The sequence below is a fragment of the Serratia sp. KG1D genome, from assembly GCF_037150675.1.
GTDB classification, from domain to species: Bacteria; Pseudomonadota; Gammaproteobacteria; order Enterobacterales; family Enterobacteriaceae; genus Serratia; species Serratia nematodiphila.
The window spans coordinates 655329-670056 of record NZ_JBAGIH010000001.1; the positions used below are offsets into that span (position 1 = coordinate 655329).

At 56.3% G+C, this 14728-nt stretch carries 11 protein-coding genes; 5 read left to right on the forward strand and 6 right to left on the reverse strand.

Annotated features, from left to right (window positions below; all coding sequences use genetic code 11):
- Positions 1 to 74 precede the first annotated feature (74 nt).
- Complete coding sequence (betA, locus tag WFM45_RS03265) at positions 75 to 1742, forward strand: choline dehydrogenase (protein WP_033633737.1); 1668 nt, start codon at positions 75 to 77, stop codon at positions 1740 to 1742.
- 108 nt (positions 1743 to 1850) lie between these two features.
- Here the strand turns inward: betA and WFM45_RS03270 are convergent, their stop codons facing one another.
- The 3 genes from WFM45_RS03270 to WFM45_RS03280 all read right to left on the reverse strand — a co-directional run bounded on the left by WFM45_RS03270 (position 1851) and on the right by WFM45_RS03280 (position 4988).
- Complete coding sequence (locus WFM45_RS03270) at positions 1851 to 3476, reverse strand: FMN-binding glutamate synthase family protein (protein ID WP_015377182.1); 1626 nt, start codon at positions 3474 to 3476, stop codon at positions 1851 to 1853.
- Between the two features lie 183 nt (positions 3477 to 3659).
- Positions 3660 to 4250 carry a LuxR family transcriptional regulator gene (locus tag WFM45_RS03275; protein ID WP_004939094.1) on the reverse strand — a complete coding sequence of 197 codons (591 nt, stop codon included), beginning with the start codon at positions 4248 to 4250 and terminating at the stop codon, positions 3660 to 3662.
- A 21-nt stretch (positions 4251 to 4271) separates the two neighbouring features.
- Positions 4272 to 4988 carry an EAL domain-containing protein gene (locus WFM45_RS03280; RefSeq protein ID WP_004939091.1) on the reverse strand — a complete coding sequence of 239 codons (717 nt, stop codon included), beginning with the start codon at positions 4986 to 4988 and terminating at the stop codon, positions 4272 to 4274.
- A 514-nt stretch (positions 4989 to 5502) separates the two neighbouring features.
- Here WFM45_RS03280 and WFM45_RS03285 point away from each other — a divergent pair.
- The 4 genes from WFM45_RS03285 to WFM45_RS03300 all read left to right on the forward strand — a co-directional run bounded on the left by WFM45_RS03285 (position 5503) and on the right by WFM45_RS03300 (position 10475).
- Positions 5503 to 6030, forward strand: a complete 528-nt coding sequence (locus WFM45_RS03285) for a fimbrial protein (RefSeq protein ID WP_004939088.1) — start codon at positions 5503 to 5505, stop codon at positions 6028 to 6030.
- Positions 6031 to 6096: 66 nt separating this feature from the next.
- The gene (locus WFM45_RS03290; RefSeq protein ID WP_004939085.1) at positions 6097 to 6780 is read left to right on the forward strand and encodes a fimbrial biogenesis chaperone; all 684 of its coding nucleotides are present in this window, start codon (positions 6097 to 6099) and stop codon (positions 6778 to 6780) included.
- A 27-nt stretch (positions 6781 to 6807) separates the two neighbouring features.
- Positions 6808 to 9423 (forward strand): fimbria/pilus outer membrane usher protein, encoded by a 2616-nt coding sequence (locus WFM45_RS03295; RefSeq protein ID WP_033633736.1) that lies wholly within the window; start codon positions 6808 to 6810, stop codon positions 9421 to 9423.
- Positions 9424 to 9434: 11 nt separating this feature from the next.
- On the forward strand, positions 9435 to 10475 hold the full coding sequence (locus WFM45_RS03300) for a fimbrial protein (protein ID WP_033633735.1): 1041 nt from the start codon (positions 9435 to 9437) through the stop codon (positions 10473 to 10475).
- Between the two features lie 76 nt (positions 10476 to 10551).
- Here WFM45_RS03300 and WFM45_RS03305 read toward each other — a convergent pair whose 3' ends face one another.
- The 3 genes from WFM45_RS03305 to phoA all read right to left on the reverse strand — a co-directional run bounded on the left by WFM45_RS03305 (position 10552) and on the right by phoA (position 14684).
- Positions 10552 to 11010 (reverse strand): helix-turn-helix domain-containing protein, encoded by a 459-nt coding sequence (locus WFM45_RS03305; RefSeq protein WP_004939075.1) that lies wholly within the window; start codon positions 11008 to 11010, stop codon positions 10552 to 10554.
- Positions 11011 to 11215: 205 nt separating this feature from the next.
- A complete protein-coding gene (locus WFM45_RS03310) occupies positions 11216 to 12796 on the reverse strand; it encodes a malate:quinone oxidoreductase (RefSeq protein ID WP_015377186.1) in 1581 nt (526 codons plus the stop codon).
- Positions 12797 to 13256: 460 nt separating this feature from the next.
- Positions 13257 to 14684 carry an alkaline phosphatase gene (gene phoA, locus WFM45_RS03315; RefSeq protein WP_033633733.1) on the reverse strand — a complete coding sequence of 476 codons (1428 nt, stop codon included), beginning with the start codon at positions 14682 to 14684 and terminating at the stop codon, positions 13257 to 13259.
- Positions 14685 to 14728: the final 44 nt, after the last annotated feature.

Below are 14728 nucleotides of genomic sequence, written 5' to 3' on the forward strand. Positions count from 1 at the left end.
AAATACACCGCCTGTTGCGGATCCGCGTTTCGCGTTTTCGTCTCATGCAGGCCAATAAAGTAAGGAGATAATGAATGGAATTTGACTACATCATTATCGGTGCCGGTTCCGCCGGCAACGTGTTAGCCACCCGATTGACTGAAGACGCCGACGTCAGCGTCCTGCTGCTGGAAGCCGGCGGCCCGGATTACCGGATGGATTTCCGTACCCAGATGCCGGCCGCGCTGGCGTTTCCGCTGCAGGGCCGCCGCTATAACTGGGCGTATGAAACCGATCCTGAGCCGCACATGAACAACCGCCGGATGGAATGCGGCCGCGGCAAAGGTCTGGGCGGTTCGTCCCTGATCAACGGCATGTGTTACATTCGCGGCAACGCGATGGATTTCGACAACTGGGCCAAGGCGCCGGGTCTGGAAGACTGGACCTATCTGGACTGTCTGCCGTATTTCCGCAAGGCGGAAACGCGCGATATCGGCCCGAACGATTACCACGGCGGTGATGGCCCGGTGAGCGTCACCACGCCGAAGGCCGGTAACAACGAACTGTTCCACGCCATGGTGGAAGCCGGCGTGCAGGCGGGCTATCCGCGCACCGACGATCTGAACGGTTACCAGCAGGAAGGCTTCGGCCCGATGGATCGCACCGTGACGCCGAAGGGGCGCCGCGCCAGCACCGCCCGCGGTTATCTGGATCAGGCGCGTTCCCGGCCGAACCTGAAGATCGTCACCCATGCGCTGACCGACCATATCGTGTTCGACGGCAAGCGCGCAGTGGGCGTCAACTATCTGCAGGGCGACAGCAATCAGCTGACCCATGCCAAAGCGCGCCGCGAAGTGCTGCTGTGCGCCGGCGCCATCGCCTCGCCGCAAATTCTGCAGCGTTCGGGCGTCGGCCCGGCGGCGCTGCTGAAAAGTCTGGACATCAACGTGGTGCACGATCTGCCGGGGGTAGGGGAAAACCTGCAGGACCACCTGGAGATGTACCTGCAGTACGCCTGCAAGAAACCGGTGTCGCTGTACCCGGCGTTGCAATGGTTCAATCAGCCGAAGATCGGCGCGGAATGGCTGTTCAACGGCACCGGCGTCGGCGCCAGCAACCAGTTCGAGGCCGGTGGTTTCATCCGCAGCCGCGCAGAGTTTGCCTGGCCGAACATTCAGTATCACTTCCTGCCGGTGGCGATTAACTATAACGGCAGCAACGCGGTGAAAGAGCACGGCTTCCAGGCCCACGTCGGCTCGATGCGTTCGCCGAGCCGCGGCCGGGTGCAGGTGAAGTCGAAGGATCCGCGCCAGCACCCGAGCATTCTGTTCAACTACATGTCGACCGAACAGGATTGGCAGGAGTTCCGCGACGCTATCCGCATCACGCGCGAAATCATGGCGCAGCCGGCCCTGGACGAATACCGCGGCCGCGAGATCAGCCCAGGGCCGGAGGTGCAGACCGACGAGCAGCTGGACGCCTTCGTGCGTGAGCACGCCGAAACCGCCTTCCACCCGTCCTGCTCGTGCAAGATGGGCGAAGACGAGATGGCGGTGGTCGACGGCCAGGGCCGGGTGCACGGCATGGAAGGATTGCGGGTGGTGGATGCGTCAATCATGCCGCTGATCATCACCGGCAACCTGAACGCCACCACCATCATGATCGCCGAGAAGTTAGCCGACCGCATTCGCCAGCGCGCGCCGCTGCCGCGCAGCACTGCCGACTACTACGTCGCCGGCGATGCGCCGGTGCGCAAGCAGTAACCGACACGCCCTCTCGCCGTTGAGGGGGAGGGCCGCCGTAGCAAGCAACCCCTCTCCATATGCTCTTCCCCAAGGCGAGGGGGCAACTCTCTTTTATCCCTTATCCCATCATGCCGCCGGCAGCGAGATCGCCTGATCGAAACTGGTGGGCGTCGCCATGCGCCACATGCGAGCGTAGAACTCGCTTTTGATCTCCGGCTGCAGCAGCGCGCCCGGCTCCAGGTAATAATAGATATCGGCGTATACCTTGATCTCGGTCGGCGTGATGCGGCGCAGCATATGGTGCGAGGTCAGCTGCTCCGGGCGGCTGACGCCGGCCGCCGCCAGCATGTCCGCCAGCGCTTTCACCGTATTCTGATGGAAGTGGTAGACGCGTTCCGCCTTGTTCGGCACCACCAGCGCCTTTTGCCGCAGCGGATCTTGCGTCGCTACGCCGGTCGGGCAGTGGTTGGTGTGGCAGCTTTGCGACTGGATGCAGCCTACGGCGAACATAAAGCCGCGCGCCGAATTCACCCAGTCGGCGCCGAGCACCAGCACGCTGGCGATGTCAAAGGCGCTGATGATCTTGCCGCTGGCGCCAATCTTGATTTGGTCGCGCAGGCCGCAGCCCACCAGCGTGTTATGCACGAACAGCAGCCCTTCGCGCAGCGGCATGCCCATATAGTTGGAGAGTTCGAGCGGCGCGGCGCCAGTGCCGCCCTCCTTGCCGTCCACCACGATGAAATCCGGCAGGATGCGGGTGTGCAGCATCGCCTTGACGATGGCGACGAACTCCCACGGGTGGCCGATGCACAGCTTGAAACCGACCGGTTTGCCGCCTGACAGCTCGCGCAGCTGTTGGATAAATTGCATCATTTCCAGCGGGGTGGTGAAGGCGCTGTGCGAGGCCGGCGAGATGCAATCCACGCCTTCCGGCACGCCGCGGGTGGCGGCGATTTCCGCATCTACCTTCTTCGCCGGCAGAATGCCGCCGTGGCCGGGTTTAGCGCCCTGGCTGAGCTTGATTTCAATCATTTTCACCTGCGGGCTTTGCGCCTGTTCGGCAAAGCGGCGCGGATCGAAATGGCCGTCGGCGGTGCGGCAGCCGAAATAGCCGCTGCCCAGCTCCCACACCAGATCGCCGTTGTTTTCGCGGTGATAGCGGCTGATGCTGCCCTCACCGGTGTCGTGGTAGAAGTTACCCTTGGCCGCGCCGAGGTTGAGCGCGCGGATGGCGTTGGCGGAGAGCGCGCCGAAGCTCATGGCCGAAATGTTGAAGATCGACGCGGAGTAGGGCTGGCGGCAATCGGCGCCGCCGATGGTGATGCGGAAACTGGTTGGGTCGGCGGCTTCCACCGGCCGCATGGAGTGGCCGATGCACTCATAGCCGGTTTGGTAGACGTCCAGCAGGGTGCCGAACGGTTTGTCACCCATCTCGTTTTTCGCCCGGCGATACACCAGCGTGCGCTGGGTGCGCGAAAACGGGATCTCTTCATTATCCTGCTCGAGGAAATACTGGCGCAGTTCCGGACGGATGAACTCGAAGAAGAAGCGCAGGCGGCCGATGATCGGGTAGTTGCGGCAGATGGCGTGGCGCTGCTGCGTGAGATCGTAGATACCCAGTACCATCAGGCAACCGCAGGCCAGGGCCGGCAGCCAGAACCAGGGATGGTTGTGCATCATGATCAAGAAAACCAGGGTGAGCAAGATGCTCAGCACAAAGCAGGTATAGCGGCTGAATAAGGACGACTTCATAACATCTCCTGATGTTTATTTTAATCCACACGACATGACTCACGGATAATCCGTGTGCAAATCGTAACCAACAGGAGAGGATGTTGTGTGTCTGTTGCTGCTTTGTCGCCGGTTGTTACATTAATTTAACCTGGCGGAAGGGAGGGGTTGCCGCGCGGCGTGCCGCGCAACAAGCCAAGATGTTTATTTGCCGGCGACGAAGATGGTGCTCATGCTGCGCAGCCGCAGCTTTTTCATCGCGCTGTATTTTTGCGAGAAGATGGTTTTCGGGTGCGTGCCGCGCTTTTCCGCAATGTGCAGCAGGCTGTCGCCGCGCAGCAGATTGAAGATCACGTCGCTTTCCGCCGGGCTAAGCTCGCGGGTTTTCTGCACTCTGATGCCGCCCGGTTCTTTGCTTTCCAGCAGCCGCTGGATTTTTTCCTGCAGCGAATAAAGCGGAATGCGGGTAGAGACCAATTCAACGGAAATCCCCAGGATCGACAGCAGTTTCACGACGCGCTCGTCGTCATAGAACACCAGCAGGCGCGTCTTGCTGTTGTATTGCTGGTGCAGGGACACCAGGCTTTCGATCACGTTGACGCTCTGTTCCAGGTTTTGCGAGGTGAAAATCAGCGCGATATCGTGCTTGGTGATCTTCTCTGCTTTAGCGCCGCCGTGCATGAAATCAGAAAACAGGCGGATATCGTAGGCGCCGTAATGTTTCTTCAGCAGCACCGACAGGCCAACATAGCTGTACTTACACTCACTAATCACAAGAACGTTGTTTTTAGACATAGGGCAAACACCAATACCGAGTTAAAAGTATTCAGCTGTAAGAAGCGAGTTCAAATCCTTGATGCTGGATTCCTTCCACAGCTTTCCCTGCAGTGCGTAATATGGCATTTCATCCAGCCATTTCTTGTGTTCGGGAGTTTCAACTCCTTCGATAATTACCTTGTAATGATTAAGGTAAAAGAAGCGCAGTAACGCGCGCATCAAGCCCTCGCCGCCGGACTTTTTCATAAAGTCCCAGAGCAGAAAACGATCGAGCTTAACGAAGCGGAACTGGCTGTTGTACAACGCGGAAAAACCCGCATAGCCAGAACCAAAATCATCGAGCCAAAATGAATAACTATTCAATGACGGATCGCCGTGCACGCGATCTTTCACCAGCCGGGTTGAATTCTCGCTGATCTCAAAATGAATACAGCGCAGGGCATTAATTCTTTCGGCAAAGTGACTATTCGCCAGCGATTGCAGGGAATAATCGTCAACATTCAAAGTGGCTATCACTTGGTTTTCATGAAACCAGTGTTTGTATTTATCGATCAGATTGATCTGATCCATCAAAATCTCAATCCGGGTGGCGCTGTCGGCGTGACGAAAGAACTGTTCAGGAGAAAAATGGGCATATTCGCTATTAAATGTAAAGCGAGACAGACATTCAACGGCCAGCAATTGTCCCGATTTCGCGAACATTGGCTGAAAAACATAATTAATGCCGTTATTTTTCTCTCTGAAAGAACCGCTCATTTCCCAATCCTTGGATTGATATTTAACTTGTTGATTTTAAATGATTAAAAAGAAAGTTACTCCAGGTTTATTGGTAAATTTCTTATTTAAAGCGTCAGGATGGCCGAAACGTGTCGACAGACCATTAAACGCGTAATTCGTGCCAAAGTCCAAACGTCGCAATCTGTTACTAAATGTAAATATTCGGGATAATATTCTGATTTTCAGGCCTTAACGCAAAATCTTGAACTCTGCAGCTTTCCCAAACACAGATTATTCCTATTCATATGAATCGTCAACATCGATCGATAGGTATCCGCCGATAGTTTATTCCTATCAAGAGGGGGCTTATGAATGTTTTAAACGATTTAACATTAAGAATATGCTTAGTCTATATTTCGTCCGGCAATGAGTTCATCGAGGCAACGCTCCTTTTCAGCAAGGGAGTGCTATCGCTGAGTGTATGCTCAGTGGCGGCAATATATATATAAGCCCGCCACTGAATCGATTATTTTATTGTTCTATGGAGCTGGAAATGAAAAAAGTATTATTGCCTTTGGCTGCCCTGGTATTGTCTGCAACTGCTTCCAACGCAATGGCAGCAAACGGCAACGTTAAATTCACCGGTGAAATTGTACAGTCCACCTGTAAAGTTGTTGATAAAGACCAGAATAAAGAAGTTTACCTGGGTAAATATCCTACCACCGCTTTCCCAACTGCCGGTTCTACCAGCGGTGCTAAAGCTTTCGATATCAGCCTGGAGAAATGTGAAGCGGGTAACTACACCCTGCGTTTCGACGGTAACACCCCAGCCGGCCACCCAGAGCTGTTGGCTGTAACTGGCGGCGCGACTGGCGTTGGCGTTGAAATTCTGGATAACAACGGTTCTACTCTGCCAATCTCTCAGGAAGTGGCTACCCCAGCTACCGTAACTGTTGCTGCTGATGGCGATAACCCAGGCGCTGCGACTTTCAACCTGCGCGCTCGTTACAAATCCTTCCAGGATCTGGTAACTGCCGGTCAGGCAAACTCTAACGCTACCTTCACCATCGAATACAAATAATTCGCTGGCAGGATAGATAGAGTTATTGGCCAAGGATGGCTAAATTTTGAGAGTTGAGACATTCCGATGAAAAAAATTCTGACTGGTATTTTATTCGCATTCTCTGTTAATGCCTTTGCCGGCATTCAGGTTGATGCGACGCGTGTCATCTATAACAGTGCAAGTAAATCCGCATCGCTCTCAATCAGCAATGACAGCGACGATACCTACATGGTGCAAACCTGGCTGGATACTGGCGATGCAAGCCAGATGCCTAAGAATTTGCCGATCGTGGTGACGCCACCCATTTTGAAGCTGGCTGCCAAGAAAGACGCCATTTTGCGTTTTATCTATTCCGGCAGCGGTTTGCCGCAGGACAGAGAATCTCTGCTCTGGGTCAACGTACAGGAAATTCCGCCAACGCCTAAGCAAGATAACGTGCTGCAGGTGGCGATCCGTACTCGTATCAAACTGTTCTATCGCCCGGATTCGTTGAAAACCAACCTGCAACAGCAGGCGGAAGCGCTGAAGTGGAAGCGCCAGGGCGGCAATTTAGTCGTGACTAACGATGGCCCGCTGTTCGTCACGCTGGGCGTCTTGAACCTGAAGAGCGGCGGCAAGAGCTGGAAAGTGAACGCCGACATGGTCAAGCCACACGACAGCCTGCGTATTTCCCTGCCTCAGGGGGCGCAATCAGCCAACAATATGTCGTTTACCTATATCAACGACTATGGCGGTCACACCGAGATTAAAAACGTCGCACTGAATTGATTTGAAGCACTTCAAGGAATGAAAGAAATGGCACACAAAAGAATAACAACCCTCGCGCCAAAACGTTTGGTGAAGCTGATTAATGGTGTAATTTATTTTTCTGCTGTGCCTTTTTCATTCTCACATATGGCCATGGCGGAGGAGCAGTTCAACACCTCCTTCATCCATGGCGATGACAATATCGCCCAGGTGGCGTCGTTGGCCAGCGGGGATGACATTCTGCCGGGTAAATATCCGTTTGATATCTATCTCAACGGGCAGCGTATCGATCACCGCGAAATCGAATTCAAGAAAGAATCCAAAGACTCTCCGGTAGCGCCGTGCCTGACGGCCGCGGACTATCAGGATTACGGCGTAAAGCTGCCCGGCGATCTGACCACCGCCGGTGCCGCGCAATGCTACGCATTGCCACAACAGATCTCCGGCGCCAAGCTGAGCTATGACGCCGCCGTACAGCGTATGGATCTGGAAGTGCCGCAGGTGTTTCTGATCCCGCGCCCGCAAGGTGCCATTTCGCCGAAAGTTTACGATCGCGGCATCAATGCCGGCTTTGTTAACTATAACTTTAGCGGCACTCATAACCGCTACGGCAACAACCAGAACGACAAGACTTCCGACTATTACTTCCTGAGCCTTAACAATGGCCTCAATATTGGCGATTGGCGCCTGCGCAACAACTCGACGTTGAACCAACAGTCGGGCGCCGGTACGCATTGGAAGAACATTTCCAGCTGGGCGGAAACGGACATCGTTTCTCTGCGCAGCCGTCTGGTGATCGGCCAGACCAACACCAATAACAATGTGTTCGACAGCATTCAGTTCCGCGGTGTGCAGATGTCCAGCGCCGACGACATGCTGCCGGAAAGCCAGCGCGGCTATGCGCCGGTGGTGCGCGGTGTGGCGACGACCAACGCGCGCGTTGAAGTGCGTCAGAACGGCTATACCATTTACAGCACCAACGTGCCGCCAGGGCCGTTTGCACTGACGGACATTTTCCCAAGCACCCTGAGCGGTAACCTGGACGTGACGGTTATCGAAGCCAACGGTTCGAGAACCTCTTTCGTCGTGCCGTTCTCCTCGGTGCCGAACATGCTGCGCGAAGGGATTTGGAACTATCAGCTGACCGCCGGTAAATACCACGACGGCACCAGCCGCTATCAGCCCAAGTTTGTCCAAGGCACCTTGTCGCATGGTATGGCGTATGACATCACGCCTTACGGTGGCGTGCTGGTGGCGGAAAACTACCGTTCAGCGGTCGTGGGCCTCGGTAAAAACCTGGGGAACTGGGGGGCTGTCTCTTTTGATATGTCCTATTCCGACACCAACCTGGTGAACGGCGATGACAAGCAGGGGGAGAGTTTCCGTTTCCTGTATTCCAAGTCGCTCAACGATTGGGGGACGGAATTCCGCATTGCCGGTTACCGTTACTCGACCTCCGGTTATTATGATTTCTCCGATGCGGTTGCCGAGCGCGAACGCTATGAGAACGGTTATTACCGTAACGATTACTACGATCAAAACGATCGCAACCTGGGCGTGCCGGACTGGGCGGAATCTCGCCGCCGCAGCTATTACACCAGCCGTTTCAACAACAAACGCCAGCGCGTTGAGCTGTCTGTCAACCAGCGCATCGCCGGTAATTCGACGCTGTACGCCAACCTCAGCAACCAGTCTTACTGGGGCGGATCCGGCGAAGACCGCACCGTACAAACCGGTTTTAACAGCAGCTATAAAAATATCAGCTATGGCGTCTTTTATCAGGACAGCCGCAGCAACTACGGCTATAAAGACCGCAGCGTCAACCTGACCGTATCGATTCCGTTCAGCTTCTTCAGCAAGGATTCGTCGGACATGACCGCCAGCTTCAACGCCGGCCACAGCAAGCAGAGCGGCAACACCTACAGCGCCGGCCTGAGCGGCACCGCGCTGGATGACAACCGCTTGAACTATGCGGTGCAAAGCGGCCATGATCGTTATTCGGGCCAAACCAGCTCGGCCAACGTCGGTTATCAGGGCAGCATGGGGACCATCAATGCCGGTTATAGCTACAGCAAAGATTATCAGCAGTCTTCGTTGGGCGTGGCGGGCGGTATCGTCGCACACTCCGGCGGCGTGACGTTGACCCAGCCGCTGCAGAATACGTTTGTGCTGGTGGAAGCCAAAGACGCCAAGGGCGTTCGTATCGAAAACCAACCCGGCGTCGCCATCGACCGCTTCGGTTACGCGGTGATGACCTCTGCGTCGCCATACCGCCATAACCGCGTGGCGTTGCGCACCGAAGATATCGGCAACGGCCTGGATATCCCGATGGCGGCAAGAGACGTGGTGCCGACTTACGGCGCAATCACCCGCGTGAAGTTTGAAACGCACACGGGCCAAAGCCTGTTGGTACACAGCAAGATGGCCGACGGCAGCGTACCGCCGATTGGCGCCAACGTCTTCAGTGCGGACGGCAAGAACAACGGTACTGTCGGTACCAACGGCGATATTTATATCTCAGGTGCCTCCGCAGGGGATCGTCTGCTGGTGAAATGGGGCAACGACGCGGGCGAAAGCTGCTCACTGGTGGTGCCGGAATTGAAAGCGGCGACCGAACAGTTGATGGGTTATCAGGAACTTTCGCTGACCTGCGGAAAACCGTAAAAGGAAAGGATATGTCTTCTTTGTTAAAGCATAAGAATCTCGGGTTGGCGGCTGGGCTGCTGGTCACGCTGGGCGCGTTTTCGCAGAGCAGCTATGCGCTGTCGTGTAAGCAGAACGGCAGCATTCGCCAGGATATCGTGCTGGATAAAGCCATCAAGGTGTCGACCGCCAATACCGCGCCGGGCGCGTTGCTGTGGCGTTCGCAGACCTTTACCTCGACCTTCCAATGTACGGATGACTGGAACAACCCGAAAGGGGAAAATGCCTACCTGTACTGGGATCCGCAGTCCCGGATGAGTCAGATCCATAATTCGATCGAAGTGGGTGTCACTTATCAGGGGATCGATGTCAAGCCGACTAAAGGCGCACGTCAGGACGTCGGTCCCGGCACGGAATGCCGCCGTTCGGGCAACCGCTGTTTGTCTCCGGCCAGATCGCTGACGGTAACCGTGTCTTACGCCATCTATATTAAAGCAACCGGCAAGGCGCCGCCGGCCGGCGGCAAGATCAACGACAACAACTCGTACTCGGTATTTCAGGTTGATGGCGTCGGCGGCTTGAACGGCACGCCGAACAGCAACTTTAACGCCTACATTTCCGGGCTGGGCAATATTCAGTTTATTTCCTGCAACCCGAAAATCACCGTGGTGGCCAACAACGGCTCGACGGTGAATTTCGGCACTATCCCGCGTCAGAATGCGGTGGTGGGCAAAATCGAGAAACAGGTGCCATTCTCGGTTGCCGCCAATATGTCCGATCCGACGACCGGACAGGACTGCCAGGGGGAGACGCTGCAGGCCAGCTTCAGCAGTACTTATCCGCTGCAGGATAACAGCGTGATCCTGCCGACCAGCGACAGCGGCTTCGGTATTTTGATCTCGCAGGCGGCGACGCCAAATACGCCGATCATGATGAACAGCCCGGTCGATCTGGGCCTGGTCAACGGCACCATCGTTGAAAAGAACTTTATGGCCAGCCTGAAATGGTTGAGCACCAACCCGAAAGTGGGGCCGTTCAGCGCATCGGCGAATATTGACGTCACCTTCAAATAATTCGGTGCCTGGTCAATAAAAGAAAGGGTTCAGTTCTCGCGAACTGAACCCTTTTTTGTGCCTTATACCGCGCTGATTAACGCAGCCCCATCCAGCTGGTGCAAACGCCTTCCGGCGGTTTGCCGGCGTACCAACGGGGCAGCGTGGGGGCATCATGGCGCGGTTCGGCCTGCATTTCTATCGGCTGCGCCGGCCATTCTGCGACGTCCCAGCGGGTGGTGCGGCGATACACTGCCGGGGTTTTGCCGAACTGTTTCTTGAAGGCGCGCGAGAACGAAGGCTGAGAGTCGAAATGGTATTGCAGGGCGATATCCAGGATCGGGCGTGGGGTGGAGCGCAACGCCTGCGCCGCCTGCGACAGGCGCCGCTCGCGGATATAGCTGCCGAGCGCGTGGCCGGTGGTGCTGCGGAACATGCGCTGCAGGTGCCATTTGGAGTAGCCCGACTTGGCGGCGACGTTATCCAGCAGCAGCGGCTGATCCAGATGAGTTTCAATCCAGTCTAGTAAATCGTGAATGATATTGACGCGATCCATGGTTTTAGTTCTCCCGCAAAAACGACATTCAGGTCACAGTGACTTAGCTTAATTATCCAAGAATATGCTTTGATAATAGGCGTGACTACGCCGTTACGCAAGGGTAAGCCGGGGATAAAAAGGTGGCCAAAAATGCTCTTTGAACGGCAGGGGAATAAAAGAAAGGCCGCATAAAGCGGCCTTTTCAGTAGGAAGTGACGGAAAATCAGTTAGTTTCCGGTTTCACTTCAATGTAGTTCAGACCCAGCACGCTGCTGGTGTAACCGCGGATCTTGTTGGTCATCTCGATATCGCCGTTCAGCTTGTGGCCGTAGGACGGGATGATCTCTTTCAGCTTGCTCTGCCATTCCGGCGTCGCCACTTTGTCTTTGAACACGGTTTCCATCAGGTGCAGCATGATTGGCGCAGCGGTGGAAGCGCCCGGCGAAGCGCCCAGCAGAGCGGCGATGCTGCCGTCTTCAGAGCTGACGACTTCGGTGCCGAACTGCAGCACGCCGCCTTTATCCGCGTCTTTCTTGATGATCTGTACGCGCTGGCCTGCGGTCCACAGCTTCCAGTCTTCCTGCTTGGCGTCCGGGAAGTACTCTTTCAATGCGGCGAAGCGATCGTCGTCGTTCATCATCAGCTGGCCGACCAGATATTTCACCAGATCGAAGTTATCCAGACCGACGTGGGTCATCGGCATCAGGTTCGAGGTGCTCAGCGAGTGCAGCAGATCAAACAGCGAACCGTTCTTCAGGAACTTGCTGGAGAAGGTGGCGAACGGCCCGAACAGCAGCACGCGCTTGCCGTCCAGCATGCGGGTATCCAGGTGCGGCACGGACATCGGCGGCGAACCTACGCTGGCCAGGCCATACACTTTGGCCAGGTGCTGGTTGGCGATCTCCGGGTTGGTGGTGACCAGGAACTGGCCGCCGACCGGGAAGCCGCCGTAACCGTCGGCCTCAGGGATGCCGGATTTCTGCAGCAGGGTCAGGGACGCGCCGCCTGCACCGATGAACACGAACTTGGCGTTAACGGTGGTTTCTTTACCGTCGCGGTTCAGATCGGCAACGGTTACGCTCCAGGTCTGGTCGGCGTTGCGCTTGATGTCGCGCACTTCGTGGCTCAGGTTCAGCTTGAACTTGTCGCTGGCGCTCAGTGCGTCAACCAACTGGTGGGTGATCACGCCGAAGTTAACGTCGGTGCCCAACGGCATGCGGGTCGCGGCGATTTTCTGCGCCGGATCGCGGCCGTTCATCACCAGTGGCGCCCACTGTTTGATTTGCGCAGGGTCTTCGGAGTATTCCATGCCGCGGAACAGGGTGCTGTGCTGCAGCGCCGCGTAGCGTTTACGCAGGAAGTTGACGTTGTCGTCGCCCCACACGAAACTCATGTGCGGCACGCTGTTAATGAAGGATTTCGGATCTTTCAGGACATTGTTTTTCACCTGATAAGACCAGAACTGACGGGAGATTTCGAAAGACTCGTTGACCTTCACCGCCTTGCTGATGTCGATGGTGCCATCGGCTTTTTCCGGCGTGTAGTTCATTTCGCTGAAGGCGGAGTGGCCGGTACCGGCGTTGTTCCAGCCATTGGAGCTCTCTTCCGCCACGCCGTTCATGCGCTCGTACATGTCGATGGTCCAGGTCGGCTCCAGCTCATGCAGATAGGTACCCAAGGTGGCGCTCATGATGCCGCCGCCGATCAACACCACGTCGACGGTTTTATTCTTCTCTTCAGCCGCCGCCTGTTGCGTAACGCCAAACAGGCTGAGACTGAAAATCAGGACGAGTAATTTTCTCATTGAATTAAATCTCTTGTGTGTAAATTCTACTCATTGCAGGTGAAAGAATTTAGCGGGAGTTACCCTGGAAATAATGAAGCCGACCGCCCGGCGTGAGCCGATAGGCAGCAATAATGCCTTTTTGTTAATAGGGTTTTTAACGAAAAGTGAACTATTGCAGGCCGTCCGGGTGCAAATTGATCGGTTCACGTTACTGGCGGGGTATTATTGTTTGCGAGAATGTTAAAAACTACTTTTGTAACTAAAAAAAATGAATATAAGCAAAAATAGGCCGGTTGTTGTCGCAGTAATAAACAAAGAGGGAGGAGATGCTGTATAACCGCGTTATTTCCGGGGGTTAATTGTCGCGCAATTAAACGTTATTTCGTTATCACACAATAATTGCGGTTAAATTGCAAATACCTATCGGTAACCAATAATAAATGGCCGCCGTTGCGGGCGGCCATCGTGCAGAAGGCGGTTATTTGATGCCCATCGCATCGCGCATGGTGAAGAACAGATCGGTCTGATCGGTCAATCCCACCACGTTGGCGGCGTGCGGGCCGTAGGCCGCGACGCGCAATTGGGTGCCGGTGTGCCCCTGCGACTCTTCTTCCGAGTTGCCGTAGCTGAGGGTCATCGGCGCGCCGTCTTTGGTGGTCAGCATCTGGGTCAGGCCCGGCGCTTTGGCGTCGGCGGCGACGATCTGGCTGGCGTGCGCATGGTCGGCGGTGACGATCACCAGCGTGTTGCCGTCGGCGCGGGCGAAGGCCAGCGCTTTTTGCACGGCTTCGTCCAGATCGACGGTTTCACCAATCTGCCCGCACGGGTTAGCGGCGTGATCCTGCTTATCGATCGACGCGCCCTCTACCTGCAGGAAGAAGCCGTTCGGGTTATCTTTCAACAGCGCGATCGCTTTTTCGGTCATCGCCGCCAGCGTTGGCGTGGCCGCGGTGCGCGCCGGGTTGTTTTCGCAGGTTACCGCCGGCTTGTCGAGGTTGCCGTGATAGCTGGCTTTCGGCCCCAGCCAGCGCACCGGCATGTTGCCGTCGGCGAACAGACCCAGCAGCGGTTTTTGCTGGTTGGCCAGCGTAACGGCCTGCAGCTCATCCGCGTTGCTCACCCACTGGTAACCCTGCGCTGCCGCCTGATCTTTCAGCGATTTTCCTTGCCATTCGCCGCTTTTCGCCAGCTGGTTGAAGGACTTTGCGCCGCCGCCCAGCGTGACGTCGGCGCGGGTTTTCAGCAACTGCTCGGTGATGGAGCCGCGGCCACCGTTTTCCAGCGCGTTAGCGGCGCATTTCTCGCTGGTTTCCTCCGGGCCGTAGCATTTGCGCGAGGTGACGTGCGACACCAGCGCCGCCGGCGTAGCGTCTTGCAACTCGGCGGTGGAGACGTTGCCGGTGGCCTTGCCGGCCGCCTTGGCGATCTCCAGCAGCGTCGGCTGATCTTTGCCGTTCACGTCCACGCCGAGCGCGCCGTTATAGGTTTTCACCCCGGTGGCCCAGGCGGTGGCGGAGGCGGCGGAATCGGTCACGTAATCCGGCTTGTGGGTTTTCTTGTCCAGCGAGTAGTGGGTGTATTGCCCGGTCAGCGGCAGAGCGTCGATGCCCTTGAAGTAACCGCCTGCGCCTTCAGCGTAGTTGCGCGCGGCGGTGATCTCGGAATCCCCCATGCCGTCGCCGATCAGCAGAATCACGTTTTTCGCCGTTTTGTCCGACAGCGACGCCTTCAGCGCGGCGGTCTGATCGCCGGCCAGACGACGGGCGCCGCCCGGTTCGGCGAGGTTGCCGCGCGCGGCGCGCTCGGTCAGGCCATCGGCATTGGCCGAGGTTTCCGCCGCGATGGCGGAGGAACAGAGCAGGGCGGACAGCACGGCGCCGGCGATCAGAGATACAGCAGGTTGCATGGGGTAAGCTCCTTGTCGTAATACAACAATGTAAATAACATCAA